The 25,560-nt window shown below is 37.9% G+C and carries 15 protein-coding genes and 1 pseudogene; 14 read left to right on the plus strand and 2 right to left on the minus strand.

Annotation, left to right across the window (positions count from 1 at the left end; translation table 11 throughout):
* The first annotated feature begins 112 nt into the window (after window positions 1–112).
* Window positions 113–6,403, plus strand: coding sequence for a sugar-binding protein (locus BN3326_RS16790; RefSeq protein WP_070000416.1), 6,291 nt, complete (start codon window positions 113–115; stop codon window positions 6,401–6,403).
* A gap of 275 nt (window positions 6,404–6,678) precedes the next feature.
* A complete protein-coding gene (locus tag BN3326_RS16795; protein ID WP_070000417.1) occupies window positions 6,679–6,876 on the plus strand; it encodes an alpha-L-fucosidase in 198 nt (65 codons plus the stop codon).
* A 363-nt stretch (window positions 6,877–7,239) separates the two neighbouring features.
* On the opposite strand, the gene BN3326_RS16800 is transcribed toward BN3326_RS16795, so the two are convergent.
* Window positions 7,240–8,133 carry an AraC family transcriptional regulator gene (locus tag BN3326_RS16800; RefSeq protein WP_070000418.1) on the minus strand — a complete coding sequence of 298 codons (894 nt, stop codon included), beginning with the start codon at window positions 8,131–8,133 and terminating at the stop codon, window positions 7,240–7,242.
* Window positions 8,134–8,274: 141 nt separating this feature from the next.
* Here BN3326_RS16800 and BN3326_RS16805 point away from each other — a divergent pair, with 141 nt between their 5' ends.
* The 7 genes from BN3326_RS16805 to BN3326_RS16835 all read left to right on the plus strand — a co-directional run bounded on the left by BN3326_RS16805 (window position 8,275) and on the right by BN3326_RS16835 (window position 16,977).
* Complete coding sequence (locus BN3326_RS16805; protein ID WP_070000419.1) at window positions 8,275–10,647, plus strand: glycoside hydrolase family 31 protein; 2,373 nt, start codon at window positions 8,275–8,277, stop codon at window positions 10,645–10,647.
* Window positions 10,648–10,722: 75 nt separating this feature from the next.
* Entirely contained in the window at window positions 10,723–12,804 is a 2,082-nt protein-coding gene (locus BN3326_RS16810) for an alpha-L-fucosidase (RefSeq protein WP_070000420.1), read from the plus strand.
* Between the two features lie 50 nt (window positions 12,805–12,854).
* Window positions 12,855–13,127, plus strand: coding sequence for a sensor histidine kinase (locus BN3326_RS16815; RefSeq protein ID WP_242876023.1), 273 nt, complete (start codon window positions 12,855–12,857; stop codon window positions 13,125–13,127).
* Window positions 13,128–13,221: 94 nt separating this feature from the next.
* Window positions 13,222–15,276 (plus strand): beta-galactosidase, encoded by a 2,055-nt coding sequence (locus BN3326_RS16820; protein WP_070000422.1) that lies wholly within the window; start codon window positions 13,222–13,224, stop codon window positions 15,274–15,276.
* A gap of 174 nt (window positions 15,277–15,450) precedes the next feature.
* Window positions 15,451–15,678: a hypothetical protein gene (locus BN3326_RS16825; RefSeq protein WP_070000423.1), complete on the plus strand. Its 228-nt coding sequence runs from the start codon at window positions 15,451–15,453 to the stop codon at window positions 15,676–15,678.
* Window positions 15,679–15,715: 37 nt separating this feature from the next.
* Window positions 15,716–16,591: a glycoside hydrolase family 36 protein gene (locus tag BN3326_RS16830; protein ID WP_242876024.1), complete on the plus strand. Its 876-nt coding sequence runs from the start codon at window positions 15,716–15,718 to the stop codon at window positions 16,589–16,591.
* Between the two features lie 32 nt (window positions 16,592–16,623).
* A complete protein-coding gene (locus BN3326_RS16835) occupies window positions 16,624–16,977 on the plus strand; it encodes a hypothetical protein (RefSeq protein WP_070000425.1) in 354 nt (117 codons plus the stop codon).
* An 8-nt stretch (window positions 16,978–16,985) separates the two neighbouring features.
* Here BN3326_RS16835 and BN3326_RS16840 read toward each other — a convergent pair whose 3' ends face one another.
* Window positions 16,986–17,879 (minus strand): AraC family transcriptional regulator, encoded by an 894-nt coding sequence (locus tag BN3326_RS16840; protein ID WP_070000426.1) that lies wholly within the window; start codon window positions 17,877–17,879, stop codon window positions 16,986–16,988.
* A gap of 140 nt (window positions 17,880–18,019) precedes the next feature.
* Between BN3326_RS16840 and BN3326_RS16845 the strand changes: the two genes are divergently transcribed.
* The 5 genes and pseudogenes from BN3326_RS16845 to BN3326_RS16865 form a co-directional block, all read left to right on the plus strand.
* Window positions 18,020–20,395, plus strand: a complete 2,376-nt coding sequence (locus BN3326_RS16845) for a glycoside hydrolase family 31 protein (protein ID WP_070000427.1) — start codon at window positions 18,020–18,022, stop codon at window positions 20,393–20,395.
* A 286-nt stretch (window positions 20,396–20,681) separates the two neighbouring features.
* Complete coding sequence (locus BN3326_RS16850; RefSeq protein WP_141722948.1) at window positions 20,682–22,004, plus strand: ABC transporter substrate-binding protein; 1,323 nt, start codon at window positions 20,682–20,684, stop codon at window positions 22,002–22,004.
* A 29-nt stretch (window positions 22,005–22,033) separates the two neighbouring features.
* Window positions 22,034–23,197: a response regulator transcription factor gene (locus tag BN3326_RS16855; protein ID WP_070000429.1), complete on the plus strand. Its 1,164-nt coding sequence runs from the start codon at window positions 22,034–22,036 to the stop codon at window positions 23,195–23,197.
* Window positions 23,198–23,201: 4 nt separating this feature from the next.
* Complete coding sequence (locus tag BN3326_RS16860; RefSeq protein WP_070000430.1) at window positions 23,202–24,905, plus strand: sensor histidine kinase; 1,704 nt, start codon at window positions 23,202–23,204, stop codon at window positions 24,903–24,905.
* 366 nt (window positions 24,906–25,271) lie between these two features.
* Window positions 25,272–25,560 (plus strand): annotated as a pseudogene (locus BN3326_RS16865) (hypothetical protein); the annotation flags it as partial.

A 25,560-nucleotide genomic window follows, 5' to 3' on the forward strand; every position in this document is an offset into this window, starting at 1 on the left:
AGCGTGATAAAAAATGGATGTAAAAGGAGGGAAGAGATACCTTGTATTATAAGAGGAGACAGCAAAATGGATTTTAAACATAAAAATATTGTAATTAGAAAGGGGTAACCAAATGAAAAAAAGGTTAAAAAGAGGTGGGAGCTTCTTAATGGCAGTAATAATGCTATTAACAATGTTCCCCACAGCAGCTTTCGCGACGGAGCCGGAGATATTGGCACTGGCGGAAGTGAATGATTTGGCGAAGCTGAAAAGAGAAACGATGGTGGGCGACGCTCACCGCAGCACTAAGTCTCCCGACATTTACGTATCTCCGAACGGAGATGACACAACCGGAAACGGTTCGAAGCAAAATCCGTTCAAAAGCCTTAAGCGGGCAAAAGAAGCGGTTCGCTCCCTGCCAAAAACAGGAGATATAGTAGTGGAATTCGCCGACGGTTTTTATGAGATGACCGAAACCGTTAAATTCGGCCCGCAGGATTCCGGCAACGAAAACTGCACGATTTACTACCAGGCGGCCCCTGGCGCAAAACCCGTAATCAGCGGCGGCAAGAAGCTTACGGGTACTTGGGAGACTGCTAATGATGTGACCTGGCTTACCGGAGGTTTGACGGCCTACAAAACCACCTTGAACCGCGATGCGAAATTGCGCGCTATCTATGTTAACGGCGAACGCGCCAACATGACGGTAAAGACTGGCGTAACTCCTGTCAACAATACCGACAACATCCCAAGGTACAGCTTTTACGCCACGGGAGAAGCGCAATACAAGCACGAGGAATTTTATGTAGCCGGAGAACACGCTACAAACGAAACCGCCCATATCATTCGTAACCAGCCTTGGATATGGATGAACCGCTTGAATGTTATCGGAGGAACAAAATTACGTGCAATCGATTTGCCTCCGAACACACGAAACGCGCAGAACATAGAATTCAGCGCGAAGGTAAGCGCGAAATGGGTATGGCCTTTAGCTTGCGTGGCAAAAACTGAGGTTGACCCCGCAGACGCCACCCGCACCATTGCGCATTTACAAATGCCCTATAACGCTTTGGCACAGACCATGGATTGGGGAACCTCCTACAGCCGTACCAACACCCATGTAATCTACAACGTATTTGAGCATTTGGGAAAAGCTGGGGACTTCTATTTTGATCAAGCCAATAGTACCCTTTACTACATCCCGCTTGCAGGCGAAAGCATGGAGTCCGCGGAGGTAATAATCCCGCAACTTGTCCATATGGTTGACATAACTGGCGAAACAGGCACTGACAATTATGTGAGAAAATTAACCTTCAGCGGTCTTGCGTTCAACTACGCCGACTGGAATCTGTATAAAATGGGAGAATCCTACGGTTATTCCACAGTTCAGACCGGCACCATGATGATCGCTATGGCAAACGGCAACTGGCACAACGATATGTACCGTTCCTATGATGTCGTTCCCTCCGCGATAACCGTTAACAAAGCGAAAAATATACGCTTTTTGGACGGCTCGATCAGCTTTACGGGCGCCAACGGCATCCATTTGGAAAACGATGTTTCGGAATGCGAGGTTACAGGCAATTCCATTAACCGCGTGGGCCATGCCGGTATTGCAGTGGGGCATCCTCATCACCTTTTTGAGAACGACACCCCCGATCTTGTGGTAGGCGGCACCGGCTTAAGGGCGGGCATAGACAAGGAAAAATTTGCATTCGGAACGGAATCTGTCCCAAAAAATATTTTCGTTACAAATAATTATTTTTACAGAGTCGGTTATATGTTCTTTGCCAACAACAACTTTATGGCTTTCTTTACCCAAAACCTTCAGGTTTTGAACAACTTCTTCTTCGACGTACCTTGTAGCCCTCTAATGATAGGATGGGGTTGGTGGAACTTCGACGGAAGTTCCGGGTCACAATTGCCCGGAAAACCTACCAACACATCCTTTAACAACAAGGCGAGCTACAACCGCATGGAAAATTACGTTAATAATGTGGACGATGCCGGCGGTATTTACACCCTTTCAACACAGGGCAAGGAAGGCTGGATCGATTCTTCCGAAATGAATTACAATTTCTTGAACGGGTCGCGCGAAGGTAAGCATACTACCGGCTGGGTGAACGGCTTTCATCCGGATGAAGGAAGCAGATTCATTAATTTTACGGGGAACGTTATACAGCAAATAAGCAGAAGCGTATACGAGTTCAACGATTTTGCCAGAAAAAGCGATATGAATGTATATCAGGGCTTTTCTGACAGACCAAACCTGTTCGGCACGGAAGCCCCCAGAACCACTCTCGATTTAACTGTCATTCCGGATAGAACATGGCCGCAGATGGGCCACGACGTAGTGCTGAACTCCGGTCTTACGGACGAGTATGTTTGGATGGTACAGGAATCGGTTCTGTCGGCGGTGGACTACGAATTGGCGTCACGCGTGCAGTACAGGCCGGGTATGCAGCATCACCGCAGGGGTCTGTTGAGTGACACGGACGAGGTTTGGATAGCGCCGCGGGGTACGACCACCTTTGTTGAAGGCGAAACTATGACAAAGTCGGCCGGGAATGCCAAGTCCATGGATATACCGTTGAATGAGGGTACATATACCATGTATATCAGGCGGGCGAATGAGACTGTGGAAGTATCCCAGTTTGATATAGTTATTTCCGGAAGGCCTATTTCCGTCCACTTAAATATTAAGGACGGGGAAGAATATAAAGTATCCGCTGTTAACCCGTTAGTACTTGAGATAGACGAAGAATATTATGATAACTTAAGGCTGAACGGCAAAACCATTAAAGACTCCCATGTAATCGGAACGAAAGGAACTTGGACGTTATCATTAAGAAACAAGCAAACACAAGAAACGTTTAATTATACTTTCACCACCTATGTTACGGACGCCAACAAATTGCTTACCAAGCATATTTCCGTTGGGTCTGGCGCGGAAATAAAGCTAAACGACATAGGATTAAACGATGACGTTGACCTGTGGATTGCCGGAAGCGGAGACAGTTCCCTGCCGGACATCCAAAAAGATTGGCCGACCCGCGGCTGGGCCGCAGGCTCGTCAACAACAATCAAAGCTCCCATTACTCCGGGCGTATACGCGCTGCATGTGGCGAAAATAGGATCGTCCGATTCCTCTTCCGACGCGCGTGTTACGGTTCTAGACGGAGTCAGGGAGATTGTCGACCAGATTAAATTCGATGACACCAATTTGTGGACTAATGAGGCGTGGGACAATGCGACTAAGCTTGAAGTAAACAAGGTAGCCCAAAATACGAAAGTCGGCAGGGAGCCCGCGATAGGCGAAGCCAAACTTCTTTGGGGCGATGATAAACTATATGTCCGCGTGGATGTTACGGATGACGATATTAACTTCGCTAACAGTGCCGCATATCTGCAGGACTCCGTAGAAGTTTACCTGAGCGAGATGAACTTCAAAGGAAGTTACAATGGTACTCAAGGCAATCAATACCGCGTAACCGTACCCGGAGGCGGAGCTTATGCAGCTAAAACTAGCCATGACGGGGTAACCTCCAGCAAGATGCTGACTGAAACAGGATATAGTATCTTTTTATCTATACCGTCAAGGAGCGGTGGTTTTTCCGACGGGCAAGTCATCGGTTTTGATGTGCAGATTAACGATGCCACGACTCCCGAAGGTAACCGTACTGGGCAAACTACGTGGAGCGACCCGGTAGCTAACGGGTATAATTCCTCCGCGGAATGGGGCGAGCTGGCATTGATCGGCGTAAAGCCGAAACTTGCGGATTTGTCCATAAATCCGGGGAAACTCATACCGGAATTTAACCCGAAAATTAAGGAATATACCGTTTCCGTTGACGTAGACACAAGCGCGGTTGAAATTATCGCGACGGGCATGGCGGGAACAACCGTTACGGGTGACGGTTCGCAAAACTTGACCGGCACCGACACTGAACTACAGGTTATTGTTACCGACACGGTGTCGGGGATAACGAACACCTATAAAATAAAGGTCACGAAAGTGCTCTCCGGTGTTCCTCAAGAAGGTTTGGATTTATGGCTGATGGCGGACAAGGGAGTTACCGCCGATAGCGATGGCGTGGTTACCTCCTGGGTAAACCAGGTGACAACGGGAGCTACCGCAAGCGCGGCTTTCACTCCTAGCGCGGTGAATTTCCAGCCTAAACTTATGACCGACAGCGATAAGGGTTATAAGTACGTAAACTTTGACGGAACGGCGATTGCTGGACCTATTTCCCTGAAAAGTACCGCTTTTAAAGATTATAACAACAAACTGGGATTAACGGTTATAACTGTGGCCTTGCCGGAAAGCGAACCGAATTCTAACGGCGACCAAGGGTCGGCGGTTTGGATGGGTGAATCCGGAGGTTGGGGCGGCACATACTTCGGCCCCGGGGCAACAAAGGTTAATATGCGTTTGGGAAGCGGCATAACCGCGAACAACGCCACATCGCAGTCGTCAAGCTTTTTGCGCACGAAGCCCACCGCGTTGGTAACGGACGCGTTTGTATTTGACGCCGGTACGCATATACTTTATGAAAATGGCATACAAAAGAGTACTGCTACAGACAAGAACACGCCGATAATGAGGAACCTGACCGATTTAAACATTGGCGGAACAGTCTCAGCTTCCAACCCGGCGCCTTTTAAGGGCCAATTAGCGGAAGTCCTTGTTTACGACCGCGCACTGTCCCCGGCGGAAATAATGTCGATACAGGTGTTTATGGCTGATAAGTATTCCAAAAAAGCGCCGGTTGGCTCCGACGACGCGACATTAAAAAGCCTGAGTGTAAGCTCTGGCACATTAACCCCGAACTTCTCACCCGACGTATTCAACTATACCGCGGAAGTGGGTTCGGATGTAGATACTATTACAATTTCCGCGATAGCGGAAAACGAAAATGCCACCGTAACAGGCGACAGCGTTACCTACCCGCTGAATGTGGGTCAGAATTCTTTATACGTTGTCGTAACTTCCGAGGATGGCGAAGTAGAGCTGACTTACAAAATTGTCATAGCAAAGGTTACAGAGGACACAACTGCACCAACATGGCCACAGGAAAGTACTCTGACAGCATCCAATGTATCAAGCACAGGCCTTACATTAACATGGACAGCAGCACAGGATGATACAGGAGTAACTGATTATAGGATATATAAAGAAACAGATATACTAACATCAGTGGATGGAAACGTATTAAGTTATCATGTTTCAGGGTTAATACCAGATACTGCTTATACATTTTTAGTTGAGGCAGGAGATGCGGTAGGTAACTGGACCACAACGGGACCTGCAATAACCATTACAACATTAGAAGATCACACAACGCCAACAGAGGACACAACTGCGCCCGCATGGCCGCAGGGAAGTGAGCTGGCAGCATCAGATGTATCAACAACAGGACTTACATTAACATGGACGGCAGCACAGGATGATACAGGAGTAAACGGCTACAAGATATACAAAGGAACAGATATACTAACAACAGTTGCTGGAAATGTATTAAATTATAATGTTACAGGATTAATACAAGATACTGATTATACATTTATGATTAATGCAGGAGATGCAGCAGGTAACTGGACCACAACTGGACCAGCAATAACAATTACAACATTAGAAGAGCACACAACGCCAGCAGAGGACACAATTACACCAACATGGCCGCAGGGAAGTGACTTGGCAGCATCTGGTGTATCAACAACAGGACTTACATTAACATGGACAGCAGCACAGGATAATACAGACGTAACTGGCTACAAGATATACAAAGGAACAGATTTACTAGCGACAGTAGCAGGAAATGTACTAAGTTATCATGTAACAGGATTAACACAGGATACTGCCTATACATTTAGAGTTGAGGCAGGAGATGCAGCAGGTAACTGGAGTACAAACGGACCTTCAAAATCAGTCACTACTTCAAGACAAAGTCAAGGTGGAAATGGAGGTGGAGGAAGTACCACAAAACCAACACCAACACCAGTACCAACACCAGTACCAACACCAGTACCAACACCAACACCAACATCAGTTGCAATCTCATTAACTAGTGGTCTAGCATCTAGAGCTGGAGAAAAACTTACATTATCTGTAAAACCATATATTGAAAATGGTCGTACAATGGCAGGGATAAGAGATATAGCTACGCTACTTAATGTAGATAGCAAAAATATTATATGGGATGCTAAAAATAAAGCCATCTTAATCAAAACAGCTGATAAAGAAATTAACCTTGTAGTTGGTCAATTATATGCGGTTGTAAATGGTGTGAAAGTAGAAATAGATGTAGCGCCACAGATTAAAGACGGCAGAACAGTTCTTCCAATAGCACATATAGCTAGAATCTTAGGAATGAAAGTAGAATTTAATGCTGCTACGAAAGAAGTAGCACTTAGTATTGAATAGTTTTGTTTATTGAATTTTAAGGGATAGAATTTAAACAGAGTTCTAAGAGATTATAGATTTTATCACTCTCTTAGAACTCTGTTTTTTGCTATACTTTCCAATGAAGCCTTGAAGTAGGGCAGATAAAGCATCTAATATTTGGATAAAAAGAATACGGAATAAATAAAGGCAGATATCTATATCTATTTTAATTACTAAATTTATCAACTATAATTCAGATTAATTATTAGAACATAGGTTTATTATAATGAACTAATTATTTGGGGAGGTTAATGATGAGAAAGGAAGAATATTTAAAAGAAATTCAAGAAGTTGTAGACAGAGGGCTATTTACAGATAATTGGGATTCTCTAGGTAACTATCAGACACCTAAATGGTATCGTAATACTAAGTTTGGAATATTTATACACTGGGGAGTTTACAGTATGCAGGCTTTTGATAGTGAATGGTATTCCAGGGATATGTATATATAAGGAAGTAAAGAATTTGAGCATCATATTGAAAAGTACGGCCCTCATAAGTACTTTGGGTATAAAAATTTTATTCCTATGTTTACAGCCGGTTGATGAAGAACCAAAATGGAGCCGTGATGCGAATGGACTGAACATTCTGACCAGTACAGTTAAAAGTGATGTCTGGTAGTGTTTAAAATTAAAATAGATTAGAAGTTTAAATAGATTATCTCCCTTAGCTTTCACAAGCTTACAGAAAGGGAAATATTTTTAGGATTTTTTATGTTTAATAAAAATTCCTATTATATACTATGAAAAATCTTAGATAATCTAGAATGATACCCAGCAGTATAACAGTTAAATATAATACTAGAATAAAACGTCCTATTTATATAACGTATGCCTTAACCTAAAAACAGTAGGTGTACATTCCATTTGTTTTTTGAAGACTCTATTAAAATAACTGAGATTATCAAAGCCACATTCAAGTGCTATATCGGTAATACTGAGGGTGCTGGTCTTGAGGAGTGCACTTGCTGCTTCTATACGGTAGTGATTGATATAGACGGCAATGCTTGTATCAGTCATTTCTTTAAAGAATTTGCAAAGGTATTGAGGCGTAAAGCTTACAGACGCGCCAATATCTGTAAGCTTTATTTTTTTGTCATAATTTTGATAAATATAGCCCATTATTTTTTTGAGTGTATGATATTTTTTAGATTGCAAAGGACTGTTATGATTTTCTGACATCAAGGTATAGAGATTTTCTCTAAATAAAATATTAAAAATAGATAATAATTTACTTTTGAGGGCTAATTCATAGCCTATATTTTTAGCTGTTAATTCTTCTATAATAACTTTGATTTCACAAATAATTTTGTTTTGAGAAGGGGCTACAGACTTAAAATGTGTACAGATTTTTAATTTGCCCATTTTGATACCGTCAAAATATTCACGGCAGGCATCAAAAGAATGGGTAAGCAGTTCTGTATTAAAAACTACTGAAAAATAAGCACAATCAGTGGTTTTCGAAAAACCAGAGTGAATCTGCCCACCGTTTACAAAGATACATTCTCCAGCTTGCACGGTAAACACTTCGTTATCAATGGTAAAAACTGCCTCACCATTTGACAAGTAAATGAATTCCAGTTCATTATGCCAATGATAGGGTAAAATTTGACCTGTTTCATAATGAGTTACAGTATAAAGCGCGATAGGAAGCATATTTTCTCCATGCTGCTTGTGTTCTTTTAGTTTTTCAAAATTCAAATCATCCATAATAACATTCAGCCTCCTCACATTATATTAAAATAATACTATTATAAGTATATATAGTGCAAGTATTTATAAAAAATAGATAATATAATACTATTAGATACTGAATGATAATAAAAATAAATTCTAAGAGGAGAGATTGAAATGATTGTTCAAAATAAAGCTTCTTCTATGTTTGTCCATATTATACCGCTAACTGAAAATATCACAAGAGTTGTCTATACTTGCAGTGAGAAAGAGCCAAATTATAGTATCCTTATTTCGGAAGACTTTAAGCCTCAAGGTAATTTAACAACTGATAATTATATAGCAAAAGATGGGCATATTTCATTTAAAAATAAAAAAGGAGAAGTTATTTTAGAAGAAATAGAGCATATTTTAACGGAAAAGCCAATCTTTAAGTATTTTGTAGATGGAGAGCCCATTGTCAAAACAAAAAAAACTGCCAATGGTGAAGTATCTTATATAGAAAATGCCAAGCAAGAATTTACCGGTAAGGCCTATGAGGGAAAACTATCTTTTGCTGTAACTGAAGATGAGGGGCTCTATGGCTTAGGTCAGCATGAGGAGGGAGTCTATAACTATAATGGCAAGAAAGAATATCTTTATCAGACCAATATGAAGATAGCCATTCCTTTTTTACTTTCCTCCCAAAATTATGGAATACTGATTGATACAGAAAGTGCCATGATTTACGATAGTAAAAAAGGAAAAATAGAGTTTACGCTTGATACGACCCATGAAATTTCCTATTATGTCATTACAGGAGAAAACTTTGAAGAAATTATTAAAACTTTAAGAATACTTACGGGAAAAGCACCTATGCTGCCAAGATGGGCTTATGGGTATATTCAATCCAAGGAACGTTATCATTCCTCAGAAGATATTTTAGAGACAGTGGCACAGTTTAAAAAATATGATATCCCAATAGATTGTATTGTGCAGGACTGGTTGACTTGGAAAGGAAGCTTATGGGGTGAAAAACGAGTAGATAAAAAAAGGTTTCCAGATCTTAAAGGACTTATAAGCGAGCTCCACGCGGAGCATGTGAAACTCATGGTTTCCATTTGGCCCAATATGGCAGAGGGCGGAGAAAACCTCAAGGAACTTAAAGAGAAGAAACTGCTGCTTCCGAGTACAACGGTTTATGATGCCTATAGTGAAGAAGGAAGGGCTGTTTATTGGGAACAATGTGAAGAAGAGTGGTTTGCATCAGGCGCAGATGCATGGTGGTGTGACAACGCAGAACCTTTTTCAGATCCAGACTGGAACGGAGAAACTAAAAGGCCAGAGGAGGTACGTTATCAGCTAATCGTAGAGGAATCTAAAAAAGCTATGGATTGGACACGCCTTAATTCATATGGACTTCTTCATTCTCAAGGCATTTATGAAAACTGGCGTAAGACAAATAGTAATAAACGTGTGACGAATCTTACCCGCTCATCCTATATATCAGGTCAAAGATACGGAGCAATTGCTTGGTCAGGAGACATTTGTGCGAAGTGGTCTACTCTTCAAAAGCAAATAGTCGAGGGGATTAAATTTTCAATGAGTGGTATGCCTTATTGGACATTAGATATAGGTGCATTCTTTACCGTAAAAGACAAATGGGAGAATAGAGGATGCAATAGCAGTACTAACACTAGTCCGATATGGTTTTGGGATGGTGATTATAATGAGGGAGTAAATGACTTAGGGTATAGAGAGCTTTATGTAAGATGGCTTCAATACGGTACCTTTTTACCGATGTTCCGCTCTCATGGCACAGATACACCGAGGGAGCCTTGGTACTTTGGAAAACCAGGAGATATCTTCTATGATACAATTCTTCGATTTATAAAATTGCGTTACCAATTACTTCCTTATATCTATTCAATGGCAGCACAGGTTAATCAAAATCATACCACTATGCTTCGCAGTTTAATGTTTGACTTTGCAGGAGATGAAAAAGTAAAAGAACTCAGTGACAGCTTTATGTTTGGTAAGGCACTGCTCGTTTGTCCAGTTACAGAGCCAATGTATTATGAAGCTAATAGTGTACCACTCTTGGATGCGGATAAGACAAGAAATGTTTATTTACCTAAAGGTACTGACTGGTATGATTTCTGGACGCATACATTACATAAAGGTGGACAAACCTTAAAATGTGAAGTTACACTTGAAATGATACCGCTCTTTGTTAAAGCAGGTTCTATTATTCCTATGTCAGAGCCTTTAACCTATGCGGATGAGAAAAAAGGAGAAATATCAGAGATTATTATTTACAGTGGAGCAGATGGAGAATTTGATCTATATAATGACGATGGGGATAATTATTCCTATGAGGAAGACAATTTTTCAATGATTAAATTAAGTTACAAAGATACTAAAAAAACAATAACATTTGGAGAGGCAGTAGGAAAATTTCAGTATCAAGAAAGCTTTAAAATAAAAGTAATCGGAAAGTATAGAACATCAAATTCTATAGAATTTACATACAAAGGAAAAGAAGTAACGATAAATCTCCAAAGAGAGTAAAATCTTAATTGTAAAATTAATAAGTGAATGTAAAACGAGGGAAGAGATCCTTGTATTATAAGAGGAGACAGCAAAATGGATTTTAAGCATAAAAATCATTCAAAAACAATTGATGATATCATTACTAATGGGAAACATGTTATAAATAATAATTCAAATGAAAATCCATGGGTAGTAACATTTTCTCCAGAAGATACCATAGAAGATAAACTTAGGAAAGCCGCTCATGTCAAACCTAGCAAGGCGCAGCTTGAGTGGATGGAAAAGGAGTATATCGCTTATATACACTTCGGACCCAATACTTTTAGCGGAAGACAGTGGGGAACCGGGCAGGAAAACCCGGCAATTTATGCACCAACTGATTTAGACCCAGCGCAATGGGCAAGGGTATGTGCAGATGCAGGTATGAAAATGGCGATTTTTACGATGAAGCATCATGATGGATTTTGCCAGTGGTTAACCGAAACGACAGATCATTCAGTAGTAAATTCACCCGTGAAAAAGGATGTTGTCGATTTGTTTCGTAAAGGCTGTGACGCCAATAATATAGGGGTTGGAGTCTATCTTTCTCCGTGGGATATGAATCAGAGAGACAGAGGGCTTTGGAATACTGAAGCATACAACAAATACTTTCTTGCACAACTGAAAGAATTGCTGACGCATTATGGCGTGGTTGATGAAGTTTGGTTTGATGGAGCTTGCGCTGATTATGAAATTTGGAAGGCAGTAGCTTCCTATAAGCCTGATACTTGGTATGACTATATTGAGTCGGTTCAACCGGGCGCAGTTATTAGATTGTATGATCCGTATTTTTTTGCGACAGATGAAAAATGGAAAGAAATTAAGTCGGGCAAAGCCAAACTTGAATGGAGCGGGAAGGCTGTGCGCTGGGTCGGAAACGAGGGTGGTCAGAGCCGGAAGGATGAATGGTCCGTACAGCCAGTGTTTGATAGGGAAATAGCTGAAAATGCTACATTGCCTGATTTAGGTGAAGAAAAATATTATCAGGATGCAGTAGGCGCTGTCTGGTATCCACTGGAAGTAAATACCGTTGCTTTGAACCAATGGTTCTGGAATGGCGAGACTTCATTTACTAGAAGTCTTTCGGATCTCATTAATGTTTACTACAACTCAATTGGAAACAACGGTGTTCTTCTATTAAATATCAGCCCGGATGACAGGGGATTGATTACTGAGGATCAGATACATCGACTGATGCAATTGAAAGCCTTTATAAAGGACACCTTCAGCACCAACCTGGCACTTGGGGCAGCCATTAATGCAACATCGGAAGCACCCGGTCATAAGGCGAACGCTATTCTGGATAATGACAAAATGACATACTGGACTACAGACGGAGAATGGAATATCAATAGCAGCAATGCTTCCATCATATTTGATCTGGAAGAGGCAAGGACATTTGATAATGTGCTTATACAGGAATATATACGAGAAGGTCAAAGAGTTGCAGGATGGAGCTTTGATGCCTGGGTTGGAGATTCATGGAAGGAATTGGTTCATCATAAAACCATCGGCTATAAAAACATAAAGCGGTTTGAAGCTGTTACCGCCGGTAAGGTCAGGCTGAATATCCTGAGAAGCTGGGACAATCCGATGATATGCAACTTTGGATTATACCTTTCTGATATACCCGAAGAAGTTGCCGAAGTGAATGATACCGTGCAAATAGGGCCTGATCCCTATTATATAGACCCTGCGGAATTAATGCCAGGAGTGAATTACACAAATTATTCGGGAGGTATTCAATCTGCAGCATTAATTGAATCCATATTTTCGGTAAAACCCATAGAGACAGGTATAATTAAGACCTTCAGCCTCCAACCCGTTCAGGCGCCTATTGGGTATTCAATTTCTTACACAGGATATATTAAAGTTCCGCATACTGGTACTTATGCGTTCAGGATTGAGAGTGCCAACGGTAGTGTATTGTATATTGGAAATAAATTATGTGTTGATAACGACGAGCCTCATGAAATAAAAGCCGTCGAAAGGAAAATTGAACTGAAATCAGGTTACTATCCAATAAAGGTACTTTATACAAGCTTCAGACTGAAAGGCATGCTTAAGGTAAGCTGGAGCGGCCCAGGATTTGAAATGAAGGAGATAGAGGCAGAGAATCTCTGTAGCAAAATATAATTGAGGAAGAGGCATTAAAATATAGTATGCCTAATTTTCTTTTGCAGCCGGTGATTGAAAATGCGATTATTCATGGATTACAGCCAAAGGTTGACGCAGGACATTTGCAGGTGCAGATTTGGATTAGGGCTAGTATGTTATGCTTTTGTATTAAAGATGATGGAATAGGCATGACAGATGAAGAAATTGCTAATTTTTATGATCAATTTAAATCGAGTAATGAAAATAAAGCCATCGGTCTGAAGAATGTGTATCGCAGATTGCAGTTAATATACGCAAAAGAAGGCATTTTTATATTGAGAGTAAAAAAAATCAAGGAGTAACAGTTAATTTTGACATCCCATTAGAACGGAGCCATGAAAAGAGCTGATAAGTGGGAATAGAGTGATCTAATAAGTAGAGAAAAGGAGAAAAAACATGAATAGTCAACAGAATTTTCAATGGGAAACATTATCTCTTGGAGTTTGTTATTACCCAGAACATTGGGATAGAAGTTTATGGAAGACAGATCTGGAACGTATGCTTAAGGTGGGAATTAAGACGGTTCGTATTGCAGAATTTGCTTGGAGTAAGTTCGAACGAACAGAAGGTGAATTTACTTTCGAATTTTTCGATCGTTTTATGGACGTTGCAAAAGAGATGGGAATGCAAGTTATATTTGGCACACCTACGGCCACACCACCAGCATGGTTAACAAAAAAATATCCAGAAGTACTCAATCGTACGATTGATGAAGTGTCACTTAAGCATGGTGCAAGAAGACACTATAATTATAATTCACCTAAATACCAAGAATTATCAAAGATTATTGTGGAAAAGTTAGGGGAGCATTACGGTCAACATCCAAATATTGTAGGATGGCAGATTGATAATGAGATTAATTGTGAAGTCGATGTATTCTATTCTGAGAGCGATACGATTGCTTTTCGTGAGTTTCTGAAAGAGAAATACGTTACATTAGATGCACTAAATATGGCATGGGGAACTACATTTTGGAATCAAACCTATACAGCATGGGACGAAGTATACGTTCCTAGAACAACGGTTAGCGATTCCACAAATCCCCATGAGGTGCTGGATTATACAAGATTTATATCAGAGAGTGCCATTCGCTTTTGTAGAATGCAAAGTGACATTTTGCGAAAATATATAAGAAAAGGCGTTTATATCACAACCAATGGCAAATACTCAAATTTAGATAATCATCGCATGGTAAAGGAATGTTTGGATGTGTACACCTATGATTCATATCCTAATTTTGCTTATTGCCTAATAGAAGATCCGAAAAAAAATACCCAATTAAATGATCGTAAATGGAGTGATAACTTAAATGAAGTGCGCTCTATTTGTCCGCATTTTGGTATTATGGAGCAACAATCCGGTGCTAATGGATGGAATACCCGTATGGAATCGCCTTCACCTAAACCGGGACAGATGGCCCTTTGGTCAATGCAGAGTATAGCTCACGGCGCAGATTATGTCAGCTTTTTCCGTTGGCGAACATGTACCATGGGAACTGAAATCTATTGGCACGGCATTCTGGATTATGATAATTGTGACAATCGTAAGTTAGCTGAAGTAAAGGCGATTAATGAACGTGTGAAGAAACTAGAGCCTATGACAGGCGCAATATATAAGGCGGCGTTTGGATTACTTAAGGATTATAGTAATATCTGGGATGCGCAATTAGACAGATGGCATAGTCGGGTGGATTTAGTTAGTAATGAGGAGATTTTCATTGCGTCCCAATTAACACATACGCCTGTTGATTACCTATATATCCAAAAAGATAGTGAGTTGGAAGAGTTAACAAAGTATCCAGTGCTAATCTATCCTCATGCGCTTATTTTATCAGAGGAACGAATGACACTGCTCAAAGCGTATGTAGAACAAGGTGGCATATTAATAATGGGATGTCGTACAGGTCAAAAAGATGAGACTGGTAAATGTCCGATGACAAAGCTGCCAGGACTAGCAGCAGAACTAGTAGGCGCAACAGTATCAGATTTCACTTTTGTGGGCCCAAATGACGAGACCATGTATGTAGATTGGAATGGAACCAAAATAGAAGCACCGATATTTAATGATATCTTAGAAGTTACGGGTGATCAGGCTAAGGTTCTTGGAAGGTATATTGGTAATTATTATGATGGTAAACCAGCGCTGATAGAAAATACTTATGGCAAAGGCAAAGTGCTCTATTTTGGAGGAACATTTACTAGAGAAAATACAAAGATGTTTTTAGAATATGCGGGTATCTTAACACCCTTTGCAGATGTAATCCAGCTTCCGTATGCGTGTGAGTTGGGTGTGCGTGAAAAAGGGGGAAAGACTTATTATTTTGTATTGAATTTTTCACATGAGACAGTAGAAATAACACTCAAAAGTGAAATGACTGATGTGGATACTGAAAAAAAAATGTCTGGGAATATTAAGCTGAAGGCTTACGAGACAAAAGTATATTGCATATAAATATTACCTTTTGGCGTGGTTCAATTTAACCTAACATCATGACTCCAAGATTTTCATGTAAAATAATAATGCCATAATGCCATCCTATAAGTAACTATAATTTTACTCATTCCCCGAAGAATGAAACAAAAATAAAATCATAGTCAAAAAACTGCAAAAAGGATGGACGACATCATGGCATACAGAAATAATGTCCCACGAAACGTAAGAATTATACTCGGATGTAAAGCAAATGTTGGCAATAAGGTTTCAGAACTAGCCGAAGAGTACCATACAAATAGGTCATTTGTATATACACAAAAGGAAAAGGTCCAGGAGCTATTAGATAAAGATTTCGACGCTTCCTTACCGGTAGCCCCCAGTGTAACTATGGAAGGATATAAAGCCTGGGGAGAGCTTTAAAGCACCTAAGGCTTTCATTAGTACAGCAAAAGGAACAATAGATGAGCTATGTTATAACTTAACAGAAATACATCGTAAATATGTGGATCAGCAGCCACAATCAGAGAAAAACTTACCCATTTTGTTTAATGATTGGTGTACAACTTGGGGAAATCCAACTCACGAGAAAATGATAGCTATAGCAAAAAGAATGCAAGGGAGCTCTGTTAAGTACATCACCATAGATGCAGGTTGGACAGATGTGCTTGAAAACTCCTTTGGGCAAGGCGGTAATGGAGATTGGGAATACTCCAATAAGAAATTTCCAGAAGGTATTATTGCTACTTCCCGTGAAGTTAGGAAATTAGGATTTAAGCTTGGGATTTGGTTTGAATTTGAAGTGACTACAAAAGGGGCAAAGGTATTTGAAAAAGCTTATGATGAGATGCACCTTAAAAGAAATAATGAGCTGATTGTAACAGGTGGTGACAGGAGCTTTTGGGACTTTAGAAATTTAGAAACAATAGCTTACTTAAAAAATAAAGTCATAGATTTTCTTAAGGCAAATGAGATAGCGTATCTCAAGGTGGACTATAATGGTTCGATAGGGATAGGCTGTGATGGCGCAGAGAGTCTAGGAGAAGGATTGCGCCAGCAAATGCAGGCTGTAAGAGGATTTTTTATGATGATCAGGGAAGAAATACCTGATTTGATTATTGAAAACTGTGCTTCAGGAGGCCATAGGCTTGAGCCGTGTATGATGGATATAACAGCTATGAGTTCTTTTTCAGATGCCCATGAATGTGATGAAATCCCTTATATCGCTGCAAGCTTACACAACCTTATTCTGCCGCGCCAAAGTCAAATATGGGCAGTGATTAACCCGGAATATACGAAACAAACCCTGTATTACCGTTTATCTTCTGTTTTTTAGGTCGTTTTTGCCTTTCGGGGAATACAGAAGCTTTGGATGAAGAGCAGTGGCAGATTATGAAAGAAGCTATGGCATTTTACGAAGCCTGTAAAACTGTTATTAAATATGGTAAGACAACTATTTATGGAAATAGGTCAAACAATACCCGTCATCCAGCGGGTACACAAGCTGTATTACGTTTAGGTAAAGATCAAGAAACGGGCTTATTAATTTGTCATGGATTTAAAGAGACGATGAAGCAAAGTATAGAGATTACACTTCCAAGCGGAAATTGGGAGATAGAAAACGTTTTTGGTGAAAAGTGTCCAGTTAAAATAGTTCAGAATGTATTAGTTATAGACCCTGTACAAGATTTCAGTGGTTTTGCTTGTATTCTAAAAAGCTAAGAAACATTCTATTTGTATGAAGTATGCTTTGATCTAAAAATAGTAGGCGTACATCCCATTTGTTTTTTGAAGACGCGATTAAAATAACTTAGATTATCAAAGCCACATTCAAGTGCAATGTCGGTAATACTGAGGGTACTGATTTTAAGGAGGGTACTTGCTGCTTCTATGCGGTAGTGATTGATATAGCAGGCAATACTTGTGTCAGTCATTTCTTTAAAGAATTTGCAAAGATATTGTGGCGTAAAGTTTACAGACTCGCTAATGTCTGTAAGCTTTATTTTTTTGTCATAATTTTGATAAATGTAGCCCATTATTTTTCTGAGTGTATAATATTTTTTAGCTTGCAAAGGACTTTTATGGCTTTCTGATGCCAAAGTATAGAGGTTTTCTCTAAATAAAGTACTAAAAATAAAAAACAATTTACTTTTAAGGGCAAATTCATAACCTATAGTTTTAGTTGTTAATTCCTCTATGATGGCTTTGAGTTCTATAATAATTTGGTTTTGAGAAGGGACTTCAGACTTAAAATGTGTACAGATTTTAAATTTGCCCCTTTTGATGCCATCAAAATATTCACGGCAGGCATCAAAAGAATGGGTAAGGAGCTCAGTGTCAAAAACGACTGAAAGGTAAGTACAATCAGCTGTTTTTGAAAAACCGGAATGAATCTGACCGCCGTTTACAAAGATACATTCCCCTGATTGTACGGTAAGCACTTCATTATCTAGGGTAAAAACTGCCTCTCCGTCTGATAAATAAATGAATTCCAGTTCATTATGCCAATGATAGGGTAAGATAGGACCAGCTTTATAGTGTATTACAGTGTAAAGTGCTATAGGTAGCATACTCTCACCGTGCTGCTTGTGTTCTTTTAGTTTCTCGAAATTCAGATTATCCATTATAATCTTGTCCTCCTTATGTGATATTAAAATAATACTATTATATATGCATATAGTGCAAGTATTTAAGGGGAATAGATAATATAATGCTATTAAATCCTAATCGATGATATAAATAATTTCTAAAAGGAGACAGTGAAATGACTATTCAAAACAAAGATTCTTCTATGTTTGTTCATATTACGCAGCTTACTGAATACATCACAAGAGTTGTCTATACATACAGTGAGAAAGAGCCTAGTTATAGCATGCTTATCTCAAAAGACTTTAAGCCGCAAAGTGGCTTAACCACGAATAATTATATAGCAAAAGATGGGGGAATTTCATTTAAAAATAAAGAAGGAGAAGTTATTTTAGAGGAAATAGCACATGGTTTAACAGGGAAAAAGGTTTTCAAGTACTTTGTTGATGGGGAACCTATTATTAAAATGAAACAAACTGCTAATGGGGAGGTTTCTTATATTGAAAATTCCCGAAGAGAAGCATCCGGGAAGGCCTATGAAGGTAAACTAACGTTTAAAGTAATGGAAGACGAGGCCCTTTATGGACTAGGACAACACGAAGAGGGCGTCTATAACTATAATGGAAAAAAAGAATATCTTTATCAGACCAATATGAAGATAACCATTCCTTTTTTGCTATCCTCCAGAAATTATGGAATACTGATTGATACAGAAAGTGCCATGATCTTTGAGAGTAAGGATGGGGAAATGACTTTTTCCATCGATACAACTTATGAACTCTCCTATTACGTTATTACAGGAGAAAACTTTGAAGAAATTATTAGATCATTAAGAACACTTACAGGAAGAGCACCTATGCTCCCAAGGTGGACTTATGGATATATTCAATCTAAAGAACGTTATCATTCTTCAGAAGAGCTTTTAAATACAGCACTACAATTTAAAAAAGCTGGTATTCCAATAGATTGTATTGTACAAGACTGGCTGACTTGGGAAGAAAAACTATGGGGAGAAAAACGAACGGATAAAAAGAGATTTCCAGATATTAAAGAGCTTATAGACAAGCTTCATAAAGAGCAGATTAAACTTATGGTTTCAATCTGGCCCAATATGGCAGAGGGGGGAGAAAATCTCAAGGAATTTAGGGAGAAAGCACTGCTGCTGCCAAACACGACAGTCTACGATGCGTACGATGAAGAAGCAAGAGCTGTCTATTGGAAACAATGCAAAGAGGAATGGTTTTCATCTGGAGCAGATGCCTGGTGGTGTGATAATGCAGAGCCTTTTTCAGATCCAGATTGGAACGGGGAGACGAAAAGGCCTGAGGAAGTACGCTATCAACTCATTGTAGAAGAATCCCAAAAATCTATGGATTGGACACGGGTTAATTCGTATGGACTTCTTCATTCTCAAGGTATTTATGAAAACTGGCGTAAGACAAATAGCAATAAACGTGTGACGAATCTTACCCGTTCATCCTATATATCAGGTCAAAGATATGGAGCAATCGCCTGGTCAGGAGACATTTGTGCGAAGTGGTCTACCCTCAAAAAGCAAATCGTAGAAGGCATTAAATTTTCAATGAGTGGGATGCCTTACTGGACATTAGACATCGGGGCATTTTTTACTGTAAAAGATAAATGGGAAAATAGAGGATGTAATAATCATACAAATACCAATCCTTTATGGTTTTGGGATGGAGATTATAATGAAGGAGTAAATGACTTGGGGTATAGGGAGCTTTATGTAAGATGGCTGCAGTATGGAACTTTTTTACCAATGTTTCGATCTCATGGCACAGATACACCAAGGGAACCTTGGCACTTTGGAGAGCCAGGAGATATCTTTTATGATACTATTCTTAAGTTTATAAAATTGCGCTATCAGCTGATGCCCTATATTTATTCAATAGCAGCACAGGTGAATCAAAATCATGGTACGATGCTTCGAAGTCTCATGTTTGATTTTGCACAAGATGAAAAAGTAAGAGAAATGAGTGACAGCTTTATGTTTGGCAAGTCACTGCTCGTTTGCCCGGTTACAGAGCCGATGTATTATGAGGCTAATAGCGTGCCCATTTCGGATACAAATAAGATAAGAGAAGTATATTTACCTAAAGGGACTAAATGGTATGATTTCTGGACCCAGGAATTATATGAAGGTGGGCAAAGCATAAACTATGAAGCTGGACTTGAAACGATGCCGCTTTTTGTTAAAGCAGGCTCTATTATTCCTATGTCCGAATCTTTAGCTTATGCGGATGAAAAACAAGGAGAAATATCTGAAATTATTATTTATAGTGGAGCAGATGGAGAATTTGATCTATATAATGACGATGGGGATAATTATTCCTATGAGGAAGATAATTTTTCAATGATTAAATTAATTTATAAAGATGATGAGAAAACATTAACTTTTGGAGATGCTATGGGCAACTTTATTTATCAAGAAAAATTTAAAATTAGAGTTATTGGAGATCCTAAAACATTAAGTTCTATGGAATTTAATTATAAGGGAAAAGAGGTAACAATAAATCTTACATCGAGACTGTAATCAAGCTAACTAAATAAAACGTAGCTATAATAAGGCTTAGCGTAGGACGCAGTTTTCTGCGTTCTTTTTTTGCGAACATCTTCCGCTTCTTATCATGGCGTTGAGAAGGTGTAAATGATAGTTCGGCGAAACACCATGTGCTATGGCAGACTATTTCTTTGAGGAGATATTGTAGTTTAATGTCCTATGAAAAGGTCTAAATTTATGGTATGATTTTATAAACGCATTAATAATGAAATGACTTGGGAGGCTTGGTGAAATCTTGAAGGTGTTTGCGAGAATAAAGATGAGAATCATAGTTATAACGATTGTAATTACGGTGTTGTTGTTTTCATATTTATGGATATATAACAATATTGAAAACAAAAGAGTGATTCGTACAAATAAAGAGATTACTATTCTTTTGAGTCAACATCCTTATGTCGAGGCCATTATAAGTGAATTAGATGCTTTTTCAAAAAAAACTGGGATCAATGTGGTTTATAACATCGTCCCCGAAGATAATTATTATAATATCATGAAAGCTCGGCTGGAACGTGGTTATGGAGAACCAGATGTCATCATGACCGGCCCTTATTTTATATGGGAATTAAGCAGTGAACATATGCTTGAAGACTTGACGCCATATTATAAAGATCAAACAGAGAATTATAATATTGATGATTTTTTACCCAATGTTTTGGAGATTTATAGATATAGCCAAGGTGATTCAATAAAAACATACGGTCTTCCACTGGGATTTGAAGTGGCAGTTTTAGCATATAATAAAAGAATATTTGACGAGCTGAATATAGAAGTTCCAAAGACATACGATGAATTATTGAAAGTGTGTGAATACATTAAGAATTTAAAGGATGACAAATTATATGCGCTTGCTATAAGAGGCAGAGATGACTGGGCTATGTTAAATACTGGGTATATAAGTATGTATGCAAATTATCTTTTGCCTGAAAATAAGCATCTAGATTTAACTGAGCGATTAACAGAAAAAGGTAGTATTGCTATGAATGAATTGTGGCTAAAGATTGTTAAAGCAGGTTCATCATCAGAGTTAGACGAAGCTACATGGGGAGTAGCGAGTGCTGATTTCGGTTCTGGACGAGCAGCTATGTTATTTGATATGGATAATGTAGCCTATTATCAAAACATGAAAGGTGAATCTAACGAAGCTGGTAATATTGCGTGGACTACTGTTCCTACAATTAAGGCAGGAGATCCATTTGTTTCAAATTTATGGAGTTGGGGGCTCTCGATGAATAGGGATAGTCATTCGAAAGATGCAGCTTGGGCGTTTATTAATTATTTTACATCTGAGGACTTTGTGTTTACCGCTGCAACGAAATATAAATTAGTCCTTCCAGCGAGAAGGACCGTAATCGAGTCAGAAAAATTCATGGATATTATAGAAAAAAATGCAGGGTATAGAAAAACACTAGATGAAACAATACCTAGATCAAAAGTCCTTCTTAGCAAGAATGATAAAATTATTGACATATTAAATTTGTGGTCAAAAACCATTAAATATATACAGAGAGAAAGTACAGGTATTTCTGAACAAATGGAACAATTACAATTATCAATTGGCGATATATATACTGATAATCAATAATGTTACAATGTTCGTAAATGGGAGGCGTTATGAAAAAAGCAATAATCGTAGACGATGAAATGTTGGTGCGTGTGGGGCTAAGGACGTCAATTAATTGGGAAAAATATGGTTTCGTTGTGGAAGGGGAAGCACGCAACGGCAAAGAAGCAATTGAAAAATTCAGTGATTCCAAGATAGACTTGTTAATAACGGATATAGCTATGCCTGAAATGGATGGGCTGGAGCTTAGTAAGTTTTTTTTGAATATCAATAAAGATATTTGTATTATAATACTAACGCATCATGAAAATTTTGCATATGCAAAAAAAGCTATAGAGCTTGGGGTAAGTCAATATATTTTGAAGTCAGATTTAGATACCGAACATTTTGAAAAAATATTAAGACAAATATCGAATATTAATGATATTGATGTAGATAATAATGAAAAAGCTAGGTATTTAGAGAATAAACGATTAATGACTGAATGTTTAAATAGCAATATGATACAGGCTAAACAATTGGAATTTATAAATGACGGCTATTATTTCTTTGAGTTATCCATAAACAATATGAAAGACAGTAAAGTGGATGAAAAAGCTGTTAATGTTATTATTGAATCAACGTTAGAATCACTAAAAGCAGAATACTATTTATTAAATATCCCTGGAATGAATAAGCGCATCATTGTATTTGACTCAGAAAACGATGGGTTTAAAAATATTGTAAAAATTATGGATGAAATTAAAAACAACCTGGAACAGATACTAGGCCAACAACTTAAGTATGACTATACAGTTAAGTATCATCCATTAAACAAACTTTATAATCATCTTCTTCAAGTACGAAATTCAATGGGGATTAGTGAATATCAAAATGAAAAATACCCATTTTATGTTAATAAGGCTTTTGAATTTATTAACAATAACTATAGGCGAGATATTTCCTTAAACGATGTTGCTGAATATTGCGAGTTAAATGCCAGTTATTTAAGTAATCTTATTCGTAAAGAGACTGGGATAACCTATTCAAAATATTTGAACATGTTACGCATTAAAGAAGCCAAGCATCTACTTGAATCAACGAATATGAAGGTATATGAAGTATCAATGTATGTAGGCATAGATAACCAGTATTACTTTGGAAAATTATTTAAAGAAATTACAGGGATAACATGTAGCGAATATCGCGCCAGATTATTTGAGAAGGATGAGTGATTTGATGGAGAGAAAACACTCTAAAATCCAAAAAAGGATTTTTCTGCATGTAGCAATTGTTATTATTATAACCCTTTTTGTCTCGGTTGCAGCAATGGCGTCGGTTATGCTAAATGAACTCATTCAAAGTAAGCTAGAAAACTCATTACAAAAGACGATTAAAGCCAAGCAAAGTATTGAAAACATATTTAGGCAAGCCAATGAAATGGCGTATGCTATTTCGTTAGACCAGGACGTTTTAAATCTTATAAAAAGTTCAGTAGACAATAAAGTGAATCAGATTGAAGCAAATCAGGTATACAAAAATTTATATTTTTTAATTGATAAAATGGAGATGTATTCAGATGTAGCCATTCTTTCATATGATGAAAAACTATCAAAATGGTCCTTAGTAGGAGCGTCACTAAGTAATAAAAATGAAGCATTACTGAAACGTATGGATTTGAGCACAACTGATATTCTGAGCAATAAATATTTCGTTGATTCTACAAGCGGAAATTATAGAATATTTCATAGCGTTAATGATTTATATGGTAATCTAATAGGTTGTATTATTGTAGAGCTGGATAGTAAATTTATTAGTGAAATCTTTGCGTCATCCTCTTATGAATATCAAAATGAAAAAATAGCTATTGTTGATGAACTTGGTAAAGTAATACTTATATTTCCAAATAATGTAGACTTTAATTCAATATTGGAAGAAAATAAAGAATTGCTTCATAATAATACACAGATTATAAACCGTAAAGTATTTGGAAAACGAAGTATATTAGTATCGAATAGTGTTAACTATACAGGTTGGCAGATTATTCGAATTATTAAGATGGATGGTATCTACCAATTAATTTATTCCTCGATACAAATAGATATTATCATATTAATAATACTTATTGTTGCCGGCATTATATCTAGTTATGCTGTGTCAAAGTCGATTACTGACCCGATTCTAAAATTAAGAAAATCTGTCATTGAGTTTGAAAAGGCTAATTATCTTAAAACGATACAAGCTGAAACAGATGATGAGATAGGTGAACTAGCAAATACATTTAATGATATCGGATATCGCCTCAGGGAGTCTATTGATAAGATGGTAGAAGATGAAAAGAAAAAAGCTGAATTTCAATTACAAATCTTACAAGCACAAATAAACCCTCATTTTTTGTATAATACACTAGACTCAATACGATGGATGGCGGTTATCAATAAGCAGGATAAAATAAGTGAAATGGTAATTGCTATAATAAAACTTCTTAGATATAATATTTCGAATATGAATTCCTTTGTGGCTTTAGAAGATGAAATTGACTGTATAAAAAACTATATTTCTGTACAAAGTTATCGATATGGAAAAAGGGTCGAAATGGAGTATGATATAGAAACGGTTAAGGAATTAAAGGTATTGAAATTTATTTTACAACCATTAGTAGAAAATTCGATTTACCATGGTTCGAATGTATTTAATAATGATGTTAAGATTAAGATAATAGGTTATAAGGAAAATGAAAAACTTATCCTAAAAGTAGTAGACAATGGGGTTGGACTTCGGAAAAAGGAAACTGAATCATCGACTAAAATGCATACAGGAATAGGCGTAGAAAATATCAGACAGCGTATAAAATTACATTTTGGAGAAGAATATGGAATTGAATTAATACCTTTAAAAGTTGGTGTTGAAGTACGTTTGACACTTGCTATTATCTATGAATAAAAATAAATACTTTGTAGTAAACATAAAAAGGCTACAAAAAGAAACCCGCTAAACCTAGAGTGAAAAATCTAGGTTTAGCGGGTTTTTTGTAGTCATATATTATAAAAAGTAGTATCTGATTTTATACATATTTTATAGTGCAAAAAATATGTATAAAAAAATAGTACTAATCATCAATTATATAAAAAAATAATAGTGTAAATGTAAAATTAGAACATTTATTAATATCAAGGAAAAGTGCACAATTAATCATATGATAAGCAATAAATGATATATATTTATCACAATAAATAAAAAAGGGGGATGAAGTTTTATCGTTATTTATAACATTTATATTTTAAAAACTACATACTGGGAGGAAAGAAAATGAAAAGAAAATTTATGGCTTTATTACTTAGTGGGGTAATGGCAGTAATGGGATTAACAGGTTGTACTACAAAAGATCCAGTTGCGCCTACTCAACCAGCTGCAACCCAGAAGCAAGATGCTGCTGCACCAGCACAAACAGATACCAAAGACTCACAATTTAGAGTGGGTATTACAATCCAGTCTCTTGAAAACAGTTACTGGGCAGGTGTATTTGGAGAAGTTGAAAAGCTTATGAAGGATAAAGGATGGGGTTATACAATCCTTGCATGTAATGATAACTCAGCGA

The sequence above is a fragment of the Cellulosilyticum sp. I15G10I2 genome (assembly GCF_900095725.1).
Classification (GTDB): Bacteria; Bacillota; Clostridia; order Lachnospirales; family Cellulosilyticaceae; genus FMMP01.